The organism is Cytobacillus sp. FSL K6-0265 (assembly GCF_038003465.1).
Classification (GTDB): Bacteria; Bacillota; Bacilli; order Bacillales; family Cytobacillaceae; genus Cytobacillus; species Cytobacillus stercorigallinarum.
Genome location: NZ_JBBOPE010000001.1, coordinates 3,291,868 through 3,310,956 on the forward strand (window position 1 = coordinate 3,291,868; position 19,089 = coordinate 3,310,956).

General features: G+C 37.7%; 16 protein-coding genes. 4 read left to right on the forward strand and 12 right to left on the reverse strand.

What is annotated here, in order from left to right:
* Positions 1 to 58 precede the first annotated feature (58 nt).
* From MHH73_RS16600 to dnaE, 8 genes are all read right to left on the reverse strand, one after another.
* Positions 59 to 1,690, reverse strand: coding sequence for an SLC13 family permease (locus tag MHH73_RS16600; RefSeq protein ID WP_341068191.1), 1,632 nt, complete (start codon positions 1,688 to 1,690; stop codon positions 59 to 61).
* Positions 1,691 to 1,940: 250 nt separating this feature from the next.
* Positions 1,941 to 3,701, reverse strand: a complete 1,761-nt coding sequence (gene pyk / locus MHH73_RS16605; protein WP_191810027.1) for a pyruvate kinase — start codon at positions 3,699 to 3,701, stop codon at positions 1,941 to 1,943.
* A 29-nt stretch (positions 3,702 to 3,730) separates the two neighbouring features.
* Positions 3,731 to 4,690 (reverse strand): 6-phosphofructokinase, encoded by a 960-nt coding sequence (gene pfkA / locus MHH73_RS16610; protein ID WP_191810025.1) that lies wholly within the window; start codon positions 4,688 to 4,690, stop codon positions 3,731 to 3,733.
* A 368-nt stretch (positions 4,691 to 5,058) separates the two neighbouring features.
* Positions 5,059 to 6,036, reverse strand: a complete 978-nt coding sequence (accA, locus tag MHH73_RS16615; RefSeq protein WP_191810022.1) for an acetyl-CoA carboxylase carboxyl transferase subunit alpha — start codon at positions 6,034 to 6,036, stop codon at positions 5,059 to 5,061.
* The gene (gene accD, locus MHH73_RS16620; RefSeq protein ID WP_191810020.1) at positions 6,030 to 6,899 is read right to left on the reverse strand and encodes an acetyl-CoA carboxylase, carboxyltransferase subunit beta; all 870 of its coding nucleotides are present in this window, start codon (positions 6,897 to 6,899) and stop codon (positions 6,030 to 6,032) included. The genes accA and accD overlap by 7 nt, the downstream gene beginning before the upstream one ends.
* Before the next feature lie 193 nt (positions 6,900 to 7,092).
* A complete protein-coding gene (locus MHH73_RS16625) occupies positions 7,093 to 7,716 on the reverse strand; it encodes a FadR/GntR family transcriptional regulator (protein ID WP_341068196.1) in 624 nt (207 codons plus the stop codon).
* Positions 7,717 to 7,725: 9 nt separating this feature from the next.
* A complete protein-coding gene (locus tag MHH73_RS16630; RefSeq protein WP_191810018.1) occupies positions 7,726 to 8,964 on the reverse strand; it encodes an NAD(P)-dependent malic enzyme in 1,239 nt (412 codons plus the stop codon).
* A 344-nt stretch (positions 8,965 to 9,308) separates the two neighbouring features.
* A complete protein-coding gene (dnaE, locus tag MHH73_RS16635) occupies positions 9,309 to 12,680 on the reverse strand; it encodes a DNA polymerase III subunit alpha (protein ID WP_341068200.1) in 3,372 nt (1,123 codons plus the stop codon).
* A gap of 160 nt (positions 12,681 to 12,840) precedes the next feature.
* Here dnaE and MHH73_RS16640 point away from each other — a divergent pair, with 160 nt between their 5' ends.
* Together MHH73_RS16640 and ytrI are read left to right on the forward strand one after the other, a co-directional pair.
* Positions 12,841 to 13,179, forward strand: coding sequence for a YtrH family sporulation protein (locus tag MHH73_RS16640; protein WP_191810013.1), 339 nt, complete (start codon positions 12,841 to 12,843; stop codon positions 13,177 to 13,179).
* The gene (gene ytrI / locus MHH73_RS16645; RefSeq protein WP_095372297.1) at positions 13,176 to 13,682 is read left to right on the forward strand and encodes a sporulation membrane protein YtrI; all 507 of its coding nucleotides are present in this window, start codon (positions 13,176 to 13,178) and stop codon (positions 13,680 to 13,682) included. The genes MHH73_RS16640 and ytrI overlap by 4 nt, the downstream gene beginning before the upstream one ends.
* Before the next feature lie 21 nt (positions 13,683 to 13,703).
* On the opposite strand, the gene MHH73_RS16650 is transcribed toward ytrI, so the two are convergent.
* The gene (locus tag MHH73_RS16650) at positions 13,704 to 14,648 is read right to left on the reverse strand and encodes a DHH family phosphoesterase (protein ID WP_191810011.1); all 945 of its coding nucleotides are present in this window, start codon (positions 14,646 to 14,648) and stop codon (positions 13,704 to 13,706) included.
* 132 nt (positions 14,649 to 14,780) lie between these two features.
* Between MHH73_RS16650 and MHH73_RS16655 the strand changes: the two genes are divergently transcribed.
* The gene (locus MHH73_RS16655; RefSeq protein ID WP_341068203.1) at positions 14,781 to 15,092 is read left to right on the forward strand and encodes a YtpI family protein; all 312 of its coding nucleotides are present in this window, start codon (positions 14,781 to 14,783) and stop codon (positions 15,090 to 15,092) included.
* A gap of 109 nt (positions 15,093 to 15,201) precedes the next feature.
* On the opposite strand, the gene MHH73_RS16660 is transcribed toward MHH73_RS16655, so the two are convergent.
* The 3 genes from MHH73_RS16660 to MHH73_RS16670 all read right to left on the reverse strand — a co-directional run bounded on the left by MHH73_RS16660 (position 15,202) and on the right by MHH73_RS16670 (position 17,811).
* Positions 15,202 to 16,518, reverse strand: coding sequence for a CBS domain-containing protein (locus MHH73_RS16660; RefSeq protein ID WP_191810009.1), 1,317 nt, complete (start codon positions 16,516 to 16,518; stop codon positions 15,202 to 15,204).
* Positions 16,519 to 16,597: 79 nt separating this feature from the next.
* Positions 16,598 to 16,843 carry a hypothetical protein gene (locus tag MHH73_RS16665; RefSeq protein ID WP_191810007.1) on the reverse strand — a complete coding sequence of 82 codons (246 nt, stop codon included), beginning with the start codon at positions 16,841 to 16,843 and terminating at the stop codon, positions 16,598 to 16,600.
* Positions 16,844 to 17,130: 287 nt separating this feature from the next.
* Complete coding sequence (locus MHH73_RS16670) at positions 17,131 to 17,811, reverse strand: metal-dependent hydrolase (RefSeq protein WP_191810005.1); 681 nt, start codon at positions 17,809 to 17,811, stop codon at positions 17,131 to 17,133.
* A 170-nt stretch (positions 17,812 to 17,981) separates the two neighbouring features.
* On the opposite strand from MHH73_RS16670, the gene MHH73_RS16675 reads away from it, so the two are divergent.
* A complete protein-coding gene (locus tag MHH73_RS16675) occupies positions 17,982 to 19,079 on the forward strand; it encodes a M24 family metallopeptidase (protein ID WP_191810003.1) in 1,098 nt (365 codons plus the stop codon).
* The last annotated feature ends 10 nt before the right edge of the window (positions 19,080 to 19,089 follow it).

Below are 19,089 nucleotides of genomic sequence, written 5' to 3' on the forward strand. Positions count from 1 at the left end.
TTATTGGCTCCCGAGAAATATAACACATTTCCATCATTGGAAATTTAAGAACAAAATGTTACTTAAACGAATTCGGGAAAGTACCTATATCGATACCCCAAACAATTGGCATATAGAAATAAATCATGACAACAACAAGGAAAATGGTAAACAGACTTAACCAAAAACCGGATTTAGCCATATCACCTATTTTTAAATAGCCAGATCCAAAGACAATAGCATTAGGCGGTGTAGCAACAGGAAGCATAAAAGCACACGAGGCAGCAATTCCAGCTGCGACCATAAGTGCATAAGGATGAATATTTAAAGCCAATGCTAAAGATGCCATGATAGGAAACATCATTGTTGCCGTAGCCGTGTTTGATGTAATCTCTGTTAAAAATGTAACAAGTGCTGTTACGCATAAAATGACAATAACAAGATGTACACCTTCTAAAACAGTTAATTGTTCACCTATCCAAGTTGCTAAACCTGAATCTTTAAACCCTTTGGCAATAGCTAATCCTCCACCAAATAGTAGTAGGATACCCCAAGGTATATTTAAAGCATCTTTCCAATTTAAAAGCTGACCATCTTTACTACTTTTTGAAGGTAAAAGGAATAATATAATGGCTGCAGCAATAGCTATTATCGTATCATCAATTCGGCTGATAAAATCAAAAGGGATAAATGATCGCGTGATCCATGCAACTGCAGTAGCTAGAAACACAACTAATACTAACTTCTCTTCAAAGGAGATTTTACCTAAATGCTGTCTTTCAGAAGAGATGATCTCTTTTCCACCTGGAAGCTCTTTTATACTCATAGGAAAAGCTATTTTCACCAAATAAACCCATGCAGCTAGTAGTAAAATACATGCAAAAGGAACGCCAAATAACATCCAGGTAGCAAAAGAAATCTCAATACCATAAATTTCTTTTACAACACCTGCAAAAATCATATTTGGTGGTGTACCGATTAATGTACCTAATCCACCTATCGAAGCAGCATAAGCTACCCCAAGCATTAATGACTTACCAAATCGGTTAGCTGATTCTCTCTCCGACTTCATGGAATCGTTTACATGAGTTATTACAGCAATAGCAATCGGCATCATCATCATGGCCGTTGCCGTATTCGATATCCACATAGAAAGGAAACCTGTAGCCACCATAAACCCAAGGATAAGCCTAGATGTACTGGTACCAACCACAGTAATGATACCAAGTGCTATTCTTAAATGTAGATTCCACTTTTCCATGGCAATAGCAATTATGAATCCACCTAAAAATAGGAAAATAGTATTATCGGCATATGAACTTGTTACTCCTTCTGATACTGCACCAGTGACAGGAAAGAGAATAATTGGTAGTAATGATGTTACTGGAATGGGTATAGCTTCTGTAATCCACCAGACAGCGACCCAAAGAGTACTTGCTAGCACCGCTTGGGCTTCTCTGGACATTCCTTCAGGTGAAACAAATAGGAGCGTTAGAGCAAAAAGAATGGGTCCTAATAATAATCCTATATTCTGTTTATTCGTTCTTTTTCTCTGTTTCGGATTTTCTCCATTATTTTCATTTGATTGATTCAATTCACTTGATTGATTCTTATTAGGCTCGTTCTTCACTGAGAATAACCGTAATAAATCCTTTATTTGATCATGCAACCTCCACATTTCCATCCAAAATCCTTGCATATAATTCAGCATATCTTCACCACTCCCTTTAATTATGTATTTATTTCTTTTAGTATCTCTATTCAAAATAATTTAAGAAATATGTTATCATTGTAATTATGATACATTATATTACCTATTATGTTATACTAATATATCGATATTGGCAACTATTATATTCTATTCTGAGTTAAAAATTTAATTAGGGTATCTAAATATCTTTTCACCCCTCTACATAAAAAAAGAACTGCCGAATAATAGTATCCGACAGTTTCTTCCATTTTTATAAGACACTCGCATGTCCGTTATAAATGACACCTCTTTGTGAGTCTACTGTAATGTCTTGGCCATCCTTAATTAATTTTGTAGCCATATCTAAACCGACAATAACCGGTATACCAAGGTTCAAACCAATTACAGCACCATGGCTCGTTAGACCACCTTCTTCAGTAATTAAGGCACTACATTTTTCAATAGCTGGAACCATTTCGCGATCAGAGCCAATCGTTACGAGTATTGAGCCTTCTGTAACCTTTTCCATCGCTTCTTTCGCATTGCGAGCAATAACCGCTTTACCAAATGCTGACTTTCTGCCAATTCCTTGAGCTTTTGCAATGATATCGCCAACTACATGAATTTTCATTAAGTTTGTTGTTCCTGCTTCTCCAACCGGAACGCCAGCCGTTATAACAACAAGATCTCCCGAATGAACGATTCCTGTTTGTAGACTTTCTTCTACAGCTATATCTAGCATATCATCTGTTGTTTTTGCTTTTTGACCGACTTGAGAATACACTCCCCAAACAAGTGATAGGCGACGAGAGACGTATTCATGTGATGTGACAGCTACAATTGGATTTACTGGTCTAAATTTAGCAATCATTCTAGCTGTATGACCGCTCTCAGTAGGGGTAATAATGGCGCTAACTCCTAAGTTTAATGCTGTATGCGCAACAGATTGACCAATGGCATCTGTCACATTATGTTTATTATTTTTACTTCTCTCAGATAAAATTTCTCTATGATTCAACGCTGTCTCTGCACGTGAAGCAATATTATGCATTGTTTTAACTGCTTCTACAGGATAAGACCCCGCTGCTGTTTCCCCTGATAACATGATAGCATCTGTACCATCAAAAATGGCGTTAGCAACATCACTTGCTTCCGCACGAGTTGGGCGAGGGTTTCTTTGCATGGAATCTAACATTTGTGTTGCTGTAATAACTGGCTTTCCAAGCTCATTACATTTTTTTATTAATTGCTTTTGTACAAGTGGTACTTCCTCCGCTGGAATTTCAACTCCCAAATCCCCGCGCGCTACCATTAATCCATCTGACACTTCTAGAATACCTTCAATATTATCTACGCCTTCTTGGTTTTCGATTTTGGGGATAATATGAATATATTCCGCATTATTTTCTTCTAGTAATTGACGAATTTCTAAAACATCTGATGGTCGTCTAACAAAGGAAGCGGCAATAAAGTCCACTTCTTGCTCAATTCCAAAAAGAATATCCTTAGCATCCTTTTCGGTGATGCCAGGAAGGTTAACTGAAACACCTGGTACATTCACACCTTTTTTATTCTTTAACGTCCCACTATTTAAGATTTTTGCATGAATTTCTTCTTTCTCTTTATTGATAGCAATGACTTCCAGAGCAATCAAACCATCATCTAAAAGAATACTAGAGCCAATGTGAACATCATCAATGAGACCACTATATGTAACAGAGAATTTGTCTGTTGTCCCTTCCATTTCTTTCATACTTACAATAATATTGTTACCCGCTTCTAATTCAATCGCACCGTTTTTCATATCATTCGTACGTATTTCTGGCCCTTTTGTATCTAAAAGGATCGCAACTGTTTTTCCAGTTTGTTTGGAGGCTTCACGGATATTAGCGATTCGCTCACCATGCTCTGCAAAATTCCCATGTGAGAAATTTAATCTTGCTACATTCATGCCAGCATTTATTAATTCTATAATCTTTTCAATACTTTCACTAGCTGGTCCAATTGTACAAACAATTTTCGTTTTACGCATATTTATATATACCTCCTAATTATGTACGCTTAAATTGAGAGCTCTCTTGATAACTCGTATAGGTCTAAATCTAAAGTATTATGTTGGCTTAAGACATCACGCAAGCTATTGGCAACGACTTGGTTATTGTTCAAACCAACTGCTTGCCCACCTTTTCCTTTGGCAAGTAACTCCACCGCATGCGCCCCTAAACGACTAGCTAAAACACGATCAAATGCCGTTGGAGATCCTCCTCGTTGGATATGACCAAGCACTGACACCCTCGTTTCAAGTGAGGTTGCGCTCTCCACTTCTTTTGCGAATGCTACACCACTACATACACCTTCGGCCACAATGATAATACTATGCCTTTTTCCTCTTTCAAGTCCACTTTTGAGTTTTGTTGCAATTTCATCTATATCGTAATTCACTTCAGGAATAAGAATTGTTTCTGCCCCACCAGCTAACCCTGCCCATAAGGCAATATCTCCTGCATCTCTTCCCATTACTTCTATAATAAAGGTTCTTTCATGTGAGCTCGCTGTATCCCTGATTTTATCAATGGCATCAATGACCGTATTTAATGCTGTATCGAAACCAATGGTATATTGTGTGCCCGCAATATCATTATCAATCGTCCCTGGTACACCTACACATGGAAAACCCGCTTCAGTGAGGGCAAGTGCTCCTCGATAAGATCCGTCTCCGCCAATCACAACTAGACCTTCTATTTGATGTGCTTTTAAGTTCTCTATCCCCTTTTGTCTTCCTTCTTCTGTTTTAAACTCTTCACATCTTGCAGAATAAAGGATCGTACCGCCACGGTGAATAATATCACCAACGGATCCTAATTCTAGCTTCTCTATATTACCATGAATTAGACCTGTATAACCGCCATAAATACCATATACCTCAATACCATCATGAATAGCTTTTCTAACAACTGCGCGAACAGCCGCATTCATTCCAGGTGAATCTCCTCCACTTGTTAATACACCAATTCTTTTCATTTTCTCTATCACCTCTATTATGGGAAAACAATTTGTATTCTATAAATATGAACGAACCTAGGGGAAAGGAAAAAGAGGACCTATAAAAGGTTATTAAGCTTCTTCTACTGTTAAAATAGCACGAAAAAATAAACATCACAATTATAATTTATTAAGTTTAGTTAAAGAATTCTTACTTATCGACATTCAAGCCAAATGAACAAAGTGATACATTCCATTGAACCCTATCAAAGATTGTATTAACTACCTTACTTTATAGTGCAAATAAACCCTTGTTTATCTCGTGATGTTCTCATTGGTACCGATTAGAATCGTCTTCCATTTTTAAATATCATCAATAATAGGAAAAACGTGCAATTCGCACGTTTTTATTTTACCCCAATATAATCTCTTAAAAACGAATATTTCCCAATTGATTTATATTTCTCATAACGATGGTCAACTAATTGGTTTTCATCTAGTTGAGATAATTCTTTTAATGACTGATAAAGAATATCTTCAATTGCAAGTGCTTGCTGCTCAACATCCTTATGCGCTCCACCTTTTACTTCAGGGATGATTTCATCGATGACTCCAAGCTCCTTTAAATCTGGAGCAGTAATACGCATCGACTCAGCAGCTGTTTGTGCTTTCGTCGCATCTTTCCAAAGAATAGAAGCAGCTCCCTCTGGTGAAATAACAGAGTAAGTAGCATTTTCCAGCATATGAATATAGTTTCCAATGCCTAACGCCAATGCTCCGCCACTTCCCCCTTCTCCAATTACTATGCATACAACCGGTACTTTCAAACTAGCCATTTCAAAAAGGTTTTTAGCTATCGCTTCGCTTTGCCCTCTTTCTTCAGCTGCCTTGCCTGGATAAGCACCTTTCGTATCTATGAAACAAACAATTGGTCGGCGAAACTTCTCCGCCTGCTTCATTAAACGCAGCGCTTTACGATAACCTTCAGGATGCGGCATACCGAAGTTTCTACGAATATTTTCTTTTGTATCTTTTCCACGTTGATGGCCGATTACTGTAACCGGGTGTCCTCTAAACTTAGCAATCCCACTAACAATCGCTTCATCATCTCCGAATACGCGATCGCCATGACATTCAAAAAAGTCATCAAATAAATACTCTATATAATCTAATGTAGTAGGACGATTAGGATGACGAGCAATTTGCACTCGGTCCCACGGGCCTAGATTTTCATATATATCTTTTTCTAACTTGGCTAATCTTGTCTCGAGCTTATTAATCTCAGATCCTAAATCAACATCCGCTGTTTTCGTAAATTCTTTTAATTCAGCTATTCTTTTTCTTAGTTCAATAATCGGTCTTTCAAATGTTAATTCAGTTACCATTTAAGCTCACCTCCTGGCTGATGAATAGAAAGAATGTTAGCAATCTCCTCTCGCAACTTAGAACGGTGAATTACGGCATCAAGTTGCCCATGTTTCAATAAAAATTCTGCTGTTTGGAAGTCCTCTGGCAACTCCTCACGAATCGTCTGTTCAATAATACGGCGCCCCGCAAAACCAATTAACGCTTTCGGTTCAGCAAAATTATAATCTCCTAATGAAGCGAAACTAGCAGATACTCCACCAGTAGTCGGGTGTGTCATAATCGATATAATTAAACCGCCATTATCACTGAATCGCTTAAGCGCCACACTCGTCTTAGCCATCTGCATCAAACTCAATACACCTTCTTGCATTCTTGCACCACCAGAAGCAGTAAAGATAATGAATGGCACTTTCAATTCGTCCGCCTTTTCAATGGCCCTTGTGATCTTCTCTCCGACCACAGATCCCATGCTTCCCATTCTAAAAGTCGAATCCATTACGGCAATAACAATCTGAAAACCATCCAATTCTCCAATCCCTGTCATTACCGCTTCATTCATACCTGTTTTCTTACGGTCTTTTTCAACTTTATCAAGATAATCTGGGAAAGATAGCGGGTTTTCTGATATCATTTCACGGTCTAACTCTTGAATTGTTCCCTTATCTAGAAAACTCTCAAAACGTTCGGCAGCGTTCATTGGGTGATGATGCCCACAATTAATACATACCTTCATGTTTTTCATTAATTCTTTCGTATACATTATCTTCTTACATTCAGGGCATTTAGTCATGATTCCTTCTGGGACATCTTGCTTCGCTGCCTCAGAAGGAATGGTTGCATATTTTTTCTTCTTTGATTTTGTAAAGATGTCTTTTAGCAAGGTGAAACCTCCTTGTAATTACAAAGTAAATAACAAAAGTGAAATTTACCTTTCCTACTTTAGTAATCATTACCATTTTCCTAGGTGGTCAGACCACTTAGAAAAAACAATTGCCTATCGACGTAAGTGCGAGAAAAAAGCTTGTCTCATCACTATACAATAATAGGCTTAAAAAAGATGGAAAACATTGTCGTTAAATGCTCGACAAATTTCTTATTAAACAATATTGAATTTTAGCTGCTTGTTCATCTTTCTGTATCATCGCATCTATTAATAACTGATAGTTTTTTGGATCAACTACAGCTAAACCGAAGTCTAGCGAATTATAATAATCCGTTAAGATCGTCCATAGACGCTTAAATAAATGGTTATCTGCTATGAGAACGATGCGATAAAAATACTCATCTTCTTGAAATACTTCAGAAGTGACCCAATTTCTGAAAGCTTCAAGTTCTTTGACGGTTGCTTTTCTCATCGCTAACCATATACAATCCCATTCTACCAAATATTTCGTTTCTTTAATATCAGTTTTTGCTTGTTTGTCTTGTAGAATAAATGTACTTAGTAATTGTACCAAATTATGACCGCGAAAATCTTTAATAAAGGTTCCTTCGCCTCTTCTCGTCTCTATTAAACCTAAAAGCTCTAACGCACGAAAAGCTTCCCGAACGGAAGAACGCCCAACTTTTAGGCGTTCTGACATTTCACGTTCTGAGGGTAGCTTATCACCTGTTTGATAACCTTCTTCTTGAATAATATTTCGCAGTTGTTTCACGATTTCTATATATAATTTCGTTGAATTTTCCAGCGAACCCACCGCCTATCGTTATTTATCTTTTCCGATAGCTGCAAGTTGTGCTGTTCTATGCTTCACTTCTTCTGGGTCAACTTTGATTCTAGCTACACCCGTTTCCATAGCTGATTTAGCTACCGCAGATGCTACTGCAGGTGCCACTCGCGGATCAAATGGAGCTGGAATGACATAATCAGAATGTAAGTCTTCTTCAGCAATTAATTCAGCAATTGCTTCAACCGCAGCAATTTTCATATGCTCATTAATATGAGTCGCACGAACATCTAAAGCACCTCTAAAGATCCCTGGGAAGGCAAGAACATTATTTACTTGGTTCGGGAAATCTGAACGACCTGTACCAACAACAAGCGCTCCGGCAGCTTTTGCTTCTTCTGGCATGATTTCTGGTGTTGGATTAGCCATGGCAAAAATGATTGCCTTGTCGTTCATTGATTGTACCATATCAGCTGTCAAAGCGCCCGCTACTGATACACCAATAAATACATCTGCATCCTTTATTGCATCCGTTAATGTACCTTTAACTTGGTCACGGTTTGTGAAACGTGCAACTTCACTCTTAATATCATTCATCCCGTTTGGACGTCCTTCATAAATAGCACCCTTTGTATCGCACATAATAATATCTCTTACACCATAACGGTATAGCAATTTAATAATAGCAATACCTGCCGCACCAGCACCGTTTGCAACTACCTTTATTTCGCTCATCTTTTTACCAGCAAGTTTAAGTGCATTGACAAGTCCAGCAACAGTTACAATGGCCGTCCCGTGTTGATCATCATGGAACACTGGAATATTTGTCTCTTTTTTCAAGCGTTCTTCAATATAGAAGCAATTCGGTGCTGCAATATCCTCTAAATTCACCCCGCCAAATGTTGGCTCCATTAGTTTTACCGTATCTACAATCTTATCAATATCATTGGTATTCAAGCAAATTGGAAAAGCATCAACACCTGCAAAACTTTTAAATAACACAGCTTTCCCTTCCATTACTGGTAATGCTGCTTCTGGTCCGATATTACCAAGACCAAGAACAGCAGTCCCATCAGAAACGACCGCTACCATATTGCCTTTCATTGTATAATCATAAACCGTTTCTGGTTTATCATAGATTTCTTTACATGGCTCTGCAACGCCGGGAGAATAAGCTAAGCTTAACTCTTTCGCATTTGTAACAGCTACTTTTGATTTAGATTCTAATTTACCTTTATGAACCTTATGCATATTTAATGCTTCATCTCTTAATGACATGACCTACACCCCTTAGTGCTTTCTTGGAATTCTTCACAAACGCAAATACTAGTTGTCTCTTCTCTTCTTAATGTAAAATTTCTCTTCATCACATATATCAAGAATGTTAGCTAAAACAACTAAATACCTTGAACGTTATAAAATAGCAGTCGACCGCACATTAAACATATACTAGAAAAATGATTCAGTATTCATTAATAAGAATTACTTCAGTACTAGAGACCCATTAACCTATAAACAAGGAAATGAAAGCAGTACTTTAAGCAAATTCTTTAAAAATCAACTTCATGGTGGTCTGACCAGTTTATGATAACAATATAACATATCTGAAAAACTTGTAAAGGCTAACGCTTAAAAACAATATTCTCTCTTCCAAATAATCCTTTTAAGCGTTCAGTCAATTTTTCGCTGTATGATACATACTCATCTTGACTTAATTTGATAGACCGCCGATCATTTTCATAGAATAAAACGACAGGTGATTGCCCTACTTCATAATGTAAAATTTCTTTTAACAAAGTCAATTTCTCATCTGATTCATTCTCTTTCGTCACTTTAATGTAGAGGGTAGGTGGCTTTGATTCTTCCTTCTCAATCACTTCTTCCACCTTCTCAACACTTCTAATAATCCATTGTTTTTTTTCATTCCTTACCTCAATTTCACCTTTCATAAAAACAATATCGCCAGCTTGAATAAAAGAAGAATATTTATTATAGATTTTCGGAAAAGCGACTGCTTCCATATCTCCAGTCTGATCGCTAAGATGTAAAAATGCCATCGCTTCTCCTTTTTTCGTCCTAATTTTCTTCACTTCTGAGATATACACAACTGATTGAACAATGGCTTTTCTCTCTTGACTCTCAATGTATTGAAGTGTTTGAGATTTTAACAACGGGAAGAATGATTCATAGGTCGTTACTGGATGCGCTGAAAGATATAACCCTAAAGCCGCCTTCTCGTTAGCAAGTTTATCTAACAAGGGAATCTCTTCAACAGTTGCGTATTTCGGTTTAGGAAAGAATTCCTCTTCACTAAACATATCAAATTGTTCATCATCTGGCTGAACTAGCTCCGCATGCTCTAAGGCAATATCTAAGCTAGCAAGTAGTGTCGCTCGATCCTCACCAAACTCATCAAAACTCCCGGAATGAACAAGCATTTCAAGCATTCGCCTATTGAACACTTTCCCTGACATACGTAAACAAAAATCAAATAAATCTTGGAATGGTCTACCTGCTCTCACTCGAACAATTTCCTTCCAAGCATTTACCCCAATCGTTTTCACTGCTGCTAAACTATAGCGAATTCCTTCATTTTCCACCTGGAAAGAAAAGATACTTTTATTAATAGAAGGGGGTAGGATAGAAATCCCCAATTGCTTCGCCTCATTTACATATTGGGCTATTTTCGCATCATTACCAATAGCTGAGGTTAACAATGCCGCCATGAAATGTAGCGGATAATGGGCTTTTAAATAGGCCAGTTGATAAGAAATCATACTATATGCTACTGCATGACTTCTATTAAATCCGTAATTAGCAAACTTGACGATGTAATTATATATTTGATTGGCTGTTTCTTCTGTATATCCTTGGGTAATCGCACCTTGCACAAAATGTGCTCTTTCTTTATTCAGAACTTCTTCTTGCTTCTTACTTACGGCCCTTCTTAATAAGTCCGCTTCCCCTAGTGAAAATCCTGCCATCTTTGCTGCGATCTGCATAATTTGCTCTTGGTAAACAATGACACCATAGGTAGGCTTCAATATATCTTCTAAATCTTGATGAGGATAGGTAATTTCCTCCTCACCATGCTTTCTCGCAATAAATAATGGAATATTCTCCATTGGGCCTGGACGATATAATGCATTAACTGCAACAATATCCTCAAATGTAGTCGGTTGCAGTTTCTTTAATACATTTCTCATCCCACTTGATTCTAATTGAAAAATTCCTGTTGTTTCTCCTCTAGATAGTAATTGATAAGCTTTTTGGTCCTGAAGTGGCACTTCTTTGATTGGAATAAGTTTCCCTGTTCTCTTTTTGATAGACTGCAAAATATTTTCAATAAGAGACAAATTACGTAAACCAAGAAAGTCCATCTTTAATAAGCCACGATCTTCTAAGTGCTCCATTGAGAATTGTGTAAGAAAGACATCTCCATGCCCCCCCGTAATTGGTACCACTTGAACGAGAGGGCGCTCACTTATGATAACGCCAGCAGCATGTGTAGAAGTATGTCTAGGCAATCCTTCTAGCTTTAAAGCTGTATTAAATAATTTTTTATATAATGATGATTGATTAATCAATGTCTGCAAAGAATGTGACTCTTGCCAAGCTGATTTTAAGGTAATACCCTGTCGACTAGGTACTGCACGAGATAACTGATCAAGTTCCTTTGAGTTTAAGCCAAAAGCTCTCCCAACGTCTCTGAGTGCCGCCTTAGCTGCTAATGTTCCAAACGTAATGATTTGCGCGACATGTTGCTGACCATATTTGCCCGCCACATACTGGATTACTTCATCTCTGCGATGGTCAGGAAAATCAATATCAATATCAGGCATAGAAATCCGCTCAGGGTTCAAAAACCGTTCAAAAAGCAAATTGTAACGAATCGGATCAACATCTGTTATATAAAGCACATATGCCACAATTGAGCCGGCAGCCGAACCGCGTCCTGGTCCAGTGAAAATTTTTTCTCTTCTACAAAACTGCATAAAGTCAGCAACGATTAAAAAATAATCACTAAAGTTCATTTTCTTCAAAATAGAAAGCTCATATAAAAGGCGATTCCTGGCTTCCTCATTTCCATCAGGATACCTCTCACCCCACCCTTTCATACAGAGCTTCTCTAACTGTTGATCGGCTGTCATATCGCCCTCAGTGGGGAATTTCGGCAAGCTTTTTATGCCAAGGTCCATCTCCACATGACATTCACTGGCAATCCTATTCGTCTGGATAATAGCCTCTTCCTCTTCTACAAAAAGGTCCACCATTTCTTTGACACGCTTTAAAAAATATTGATCAGATTGTAATCTTTCCCAACTCTCGTCTTCTAATTTTTCTCCATTGCGTATAGCCAATGCACATTGTTGCGCAAAGGCATCTTCTTTATTTAAATAATGAACAGCATTTGTCACAGCTAGAGGTATATGACTTTGCTCTGATAAATTCTTCAGCAACGGCAATAATTTCTCTTCCTCTTCTAGCCCATGTCTTTGCATAGAAAGATAAAAGTCACCAGAAAAAATCTCTTTAAACATACGAGCATATTTTTCAGCATCCGGATAACGGTCTTCTAGCAGGTAATTCTCAATTACGCCTTCTATACCAGGTGTTAAAGCAATTAATCCACTTGAATAGGCCCTCAACCACTTGAGCGGGAGCCCGCCTTCTGCTGCCGTTTGCAGACTACTCGTTATTTTGAGTAAGTTTTGATAACCTTGGTTATTTTTCGCCAATAATACTATTGGGTTCATCCCTTCTTCATGTTCCTTTTCAATATCGACAGTCAACCCAATAATAGGTTTAATATTATTTTTTTTACATTCATTATAAAACTCTGCTGTCCCGTACATTACATTTCTATCTGTAAGGGCAATTGCTGGATACCCTTTTACTTTGGCATCTGCTACGAGTTGTTCCACACTAGCTGTGCTCATTAGTAAACTATAGGCACTATATACTTGCAAGTGAATAAAAGACAACTTTCTCACACCCTTATTTTTCTTCTTCTTTTATTATAGAACGTTTGTTTCTTAATGAAAACTATCATTGTACAATCGCATTTGAATTCATTTAAGAATAAACATAATTTATGATGTTCGTCCATATGATGGAATAGAGAGAATTCATCACTTAAAGGCGGTTATGTAAATGAATGAGCAACCCTTCTTTGCTTCTCTTTTAGAAAGTTATTTTATTGCTCTTGGTGTTTTGATTGGCGGTTCAATCATCGGTGGCATTGCCGCATTTTTCACAGGGAAACCTCCCTTAACAGAAATTTTCAATCTATCTAATTCTATTAGAATTTGGGCAATTATCGCTGCTATTGGAGGGACTTTTGATACGGTATATAGTTTTGAGCGTGGTGTCCTTGATGGGCAAACGAAAGATATTATTAAGCAATGTCTCTTGATTCTCTCAGCATTTGGTGGAGCTCAAACAGGTGCTCAAATCATCATCTGGCTAACTCAGGAGCATTTACCTAAATGAGAATTCCCCCGTATTATCGCAGACCTTCTTGGCAGCGTTTTTTTGCTGGAATGGCTATTGGAGGCGTATTAAGTTGGTGTGTGTTCGTCTACATTTTCGGTGAATGGCAAGAGCGTTATAGTTTAGAAATCCACACTCAGGAAGCAGAAATTAAGGAATTAGAAAATGAAAAGGAGATATGGCAGAAGGAATTTAAAAAATTAAATAAAGAAAACGAAGAATTATTAACCGTTCAAGAGATCGTTGTTAAGATCGACCAATCTGCGCTTAAGAAATATAATTTAGACGAATACAGTCTCTATCAAACGGAGGATGCAATCAAAGAAGATATCAGTATTTTAATGGCGCGGGATATAAAAAGCGTCGGACAAAGTATCGAACTCGTTAAACGGATTATTGTGAATAAAACCCACCCCATTAATGGGAAACGTTACCGAGCTGATATTCAATCCATTATAATAGATACGACACTCGTATTGGAGGTTGAGCTATTATTAAATTAATTGCCCAACCTCTTTTAATTACTATATGGTCCACGATTCACAAATGTCATTTAAGGCGGAAATCACATTTTCGGCTTCATCCCAACTATATATAGATGCACCTGCTGCAAATGGATGTCCCCCGCCTTTATAGCATCGTGCTAGTTGATTAATGATCGGACCTTTCGACCTGAATCGCACTCTAATTTGATCTTCTTCTTCAATAAAAAACACCCATGCCTTCATTCCCTTTACATGGCCGAGCTCACCAACTAGAACCGACGCCTCAGCAGGTGTAGCTTCATATTTTTGCAATAAACGACTGTCCATTTTCACCACTGCCGCTCCACTATCAAGCATTTGAAAATGTTGTAGAATATAACCTTGAAGCTGAATTAAATTTGGTGCTAATTCATACATTCTATCGAAAAGCTCTGTCCGTGAGAATTGATATTTAATTAGTTCACCTGCATAAGCAAAGGTTTTATTCGTTGTACTCGGATAGATAAATCTCCCTGTATCACCGACAATGCCAGCGAAAATCAGCCTTGCTGCCTCATCTGTCATTACTAAACCATTCTTTTGTCCACTTAAAAAAAACTCATAAATCATTTCACTTACAGAGCTTGCCTCTGTATCCACCCAAAGGATATCTCCATACGGATCCATATTAGGGTGATGATCAATCTTTATTAATAGATCACCCTTTGTGTAACGTTGATCACTAATGCGCTCTGTATTGGCGGTATCACAAACAATCACTAAAGCTCCTTCATAGACTTCATCACTTATCTTGTCCATTTTACGCAAATAAACAAGAGTTTCGTCCTCTTGCCCCACTGTATAAACTTCTTTCTGTGGAAAAGAAGCTTTTATTATTTCTGCCAACCCACCTTGCGATCCGTAGGCATCTGGATCTGGACGAATATGACGATGGATAATGATTTTGTCATACATTTTGATCGCGGACAGGATTTTATTCTTCATTGTATACTCCTCTCAAATAACGCACAAGAAAGAAAAGCATCTTGCAATTATAATAATTATTCTCTCTCTTCTAGCAATTTCCTCTTACAGAAGTTAAAATAAAGACATATGTTCATTTATGGAGGTTTGTACATGCTTGTACTTGCAGTTTTTATTGCGCTATCTTTTGCTTTGTACGTATTCTATAAAGTGAAATACGTACGCTCTAAACGTCCTGCAGAAAAAGAGTGGATTTCTGCTAAATCACGTATGGCGCTAGGTGCCTTTATTTTCTTTTTCGGTATCAATCAGCTATTTCTTTACAGTGGCACGATAACATACGTCATCTCCGCTATTTTTATCATTATAGGCGGAATCAGTATTTGGGCTGGTATGAAAGCTTATAAGTATTTTCTTCCTCGTGCGATTGAAGAATCAGAATGGATTAAATCTAACCAAAACTAAAACCTTACAATTTTACCTGTGAAGGCTGAGGATTGTAAGGTAGTAAGTAAACTCGGTCTAGTTGATGTTCTATCTTGTAAAAGATGTATCATCAACTAGCCGATCGTGCTTATCTTTCTGTTAATTGACACATCATCATCGCTTTTCCAACCAATATCCCACCATTGAAGACTTCTACATCTACTTTTCCAAACTTTCTCCCTACATCAAGCACTCTTGGAAAAATATCAAGCATACTCTCGATTTGTACTGGTTTTAGAAAGTATATAGTCATATTTTCAACCACTAGGTCACCTTTTTTGTACATGCGTAAAACGCGATTAGCGGCTTCTGTCACTATTGTCGTGAAAACACCATATGAGATGGAACCAATATGGTTCGTCATTTGGGGTGTAACTTCACAGCGATACATCGCTTCATTTTTTGTTTTTCCATTCGCTAATACGAGCTGGTTTGTCACCGTATCATCAATTGTTTCACCAACTTGCGGTTGTCGTTGAATGACCTGGAGCGCCTTTAACACATCCTGGCGACTAATAATCCCCTCTAACTTATGCGATTGGTCCACAACCGGGAGGAGTTCAATTCCTTCCCAAACCATCATATGTGAGGAAGAAGCCACACTTGTTTTCCCACCAACTGTCATCGGGTTTTTCGTCATGACTTTTTCAATAGGGGTATCTGTTTTATGCCCCATAATATCTTTGGAGGTGACCATTCCTTGAACCTTCATATGCTGATCAACCACCGGGAAGCGACTATGACTCGTCTCTCGATTATGCTTTAAATAATCTTCAATCGTATCTGTGGTTTGCAAGCTAATCGTTTGATTGATAGGCGTAAGCACGTCTTCTACTAACACAATCTCTTTCTTAATTAACTGATCATATATTGCTCGGTTAATCATCGTTGCTACTGTAAAAGTATCGTAGCTTGTTGAAATCACTGGTAACTCTAATTCATCGGCAATCCGCTTCACTTCTTCTTCCGTATCAAACCCACCCGTAATAAGAACGGCAGCTCCAGCTTTTAACGCTAGTTCATGGGCATTCGTACGGTTTCCGACGATTAGTAAGTTCCCGGCACCCGTGTATCTCATCATTGCTTCTAGCTTCATCGCACCGATTACGAATTTGTTCAATGTTTTATGGAGTCCTGCTCGTCCTCCTAGCACTTGTCCATCAACGATATTGACAACTTCTGCGTAAGTAAGCTTTTCAAAGTTTTCTTTCTTCTTTCTTTCTATTCTAATGGTACCGACTCTTTCAATCGTACTCACATACCCTTTATTTTCAGCATCTTTAATGGCACGGTAAGCTGTACCCTCGCTCACCGAGAGTGCCTTTGCAATTTGTCTAACGGAAATTTTTTCTCCGACTGGTAATTCATCAATATAATGTAAAATCTGTTCATGCTTTGTAGCCAAGACATCACCCTCTATTTTCATCCTTCATATGCTTATTATAGAATGAAAAGTTGTGATGTTCAACGAACGAGCAATATTATTAATAAGACCTCATTCGTTTACGATTAGATGTAACTACTTTTCGCCTTGTTCTTACATTTGCCTTCGATTTCGGCTCATATAATAAGGCTGTCAAATTTCCAGCAATAACAATCAATGCAAATGCTAACCAGGAAATTGTAAAAACTCCCTCAAGACCACCGCTATAAACATCTAAACGAGGAACTGCGTAATAGAGCATAGCACCTGCCAGCAATAAACAAATAATATAACGATATCTCCTCATCTCATCCTCTCCTCTCATAATCTATATTTATGCAGAGAAGCAGGCGGAAATGACCAGTAATAGACTTCATTACTAGTGTATCTATTATGTAAAATAGTGTGGATCAGGTCCCCGTTATCTTTTCAACACTAAGCCCACGATATAAAAGAAAATTGAAATTTACTCACTTGTTTTCGTTTACGCACATTCTCTATGAAAAAAAGTACCTCGATGGGTCCCAAATTGAAATTAAAAATACCACAGACAGTCATCTGTGGCATGAACTCAGTTTCTATCATAAATACTTTCTATAACTCAACAACTTCTCCAGCATCCATTACTTTTACATCAAATCCTTTTACTAATTTAGCAAAAGCGTGTGGATCTTGTTTAATTGGCGGGAATGTATTGTAATGAACTGGAACGACTTGTTTCGGTTGTAGTAACTCTACTGCATAAGCAGCGTCCTCTGGTCCCATTGTAAAATTATCACCAATCGGGATAAATGCTAAATCAATCGGATGTCTCTCTCCAATTAATTTCATATCTGAAAATAAACCTGTGTCTCCTGCATGATAAATTGTCTTACCATCAATCGTTAGCAGGACACCTGCCGGCATGCCTAAATAGACAATTTGGTTATCCTCAGTTACGAGCCCTGTCCCATGTAAAGCTGGTGTTAATTTCACTTTACCAAAATCAAAATCATAAGCACCACCAATACTCATGCCATGTGCTTCAATACCATGGAAGCCTAAATAGTATGAGAGTTCTGCATTACATATCACTAGCGATTGATTTTTCTTAGCAAGCTCAATGGTGTCTCCTAAATGATCACCGTGTCCGTGTGTCACGATAATAACATCCGGTTGTTCTTCTTCAACTTTAAGGTCTGTTAATTCATTACCTGTAATAAATGGATCAAATAAAATGGTTTTATCCTCTGTTTGTACTTTTACAATTGAATGACCATGAAATGATACTTTCACAAATAATTCTCCTTTCTATTTTTCCTATGTAATTTTTTCAACATAAATATGAAGTTATCCTGTTTCTTCCCTTATTTCTTTCAATTTAAACAGTTCAAAAAGTTTACTTTTTCATATATAGTTGATACGCTTGCTTATAGCTTACTACATAAAGACCAGGAGGGACTACCATGAAGCAAAGAATGGATATATTATCATCATGGATGGAAGAAAACAATATTGATGTATCTTTTATTACATCAACAGAAAATGTATTTTACTTGAGCTCTTTTCACAGTGATCCTAATGAGCGTTTACTAGGATTAGCCGTTTTTCAAGATGCTGACCCTTTCCTTGTCTGTCCAAAAATGGAAATAGAGGATGCAAAAAACGCAGGTTGGAATGGCGATATTATCGGATATACAGATATCGAGAATCCGTGGACAATGATTAATGATGCCATTGTTTCACGTATTTCTACAGTTAATAAAATAGCGATTGAAAAAGAACATATGAATGTTGAACGTTATGAAGCTGTGAAAGAACTTTACCCTCATGCAAATATGGTATCCGCTGAAGAAAAGCTTCGTACATTACGCATGGTAAAGAGTGAAGAAGAGCTTGCGATTATTAAAGAAGCTACTGCACTTGCAGATTTCGCTATTGAAACAGGCTGTGCTGCCATTGCTGAGGGGAAAACAGAGCTTGAAGTATTGGCGACAATCGAATATGAATTAAAGAAAAAAGGCGTTAATGAAATGTCCTTTTCGACAATGGTCTTAACTGGTAAAAACGGGGCATCACCGCATGGTACACCTGGTATGACGAAAATTCAAAAAGGCGATCTTGTTCTATTTGACCTTGGTGTTGTTTGGAAGGGCTATTGTTCTGACATTACTAGAACGGTTGCTTTTGGTGAAATAAATGAGAAACAAAAAGAAATATATGACACTGTGCTCAAGGCACAATTAGCCGCAATATCAGCCTGCAAACCGGGTGTAAAAGCATCAGAGGTTGACTTAGCGGCAAGGAAAATCATTACAGATGCAGGATATGGCGACTACTTCCCACATCGCCTTGGTCACGGACTTGGTATTTCCGTCCATGAATATCCTTCATTAACAGAAACAAATGACTTGCTCCTACAAGAAGGCATGGTGTATACAATCGAACCAGGTATTTACGTTCCAGGAGTTGCTGGTGTCCGTATCGAAGACGATCTCGTTTTAACAAAAGACGGAGCTATACCATTAACAAAATTTCCAAAAGAGCTACAAGTCATCAAATAACACAGAGAAG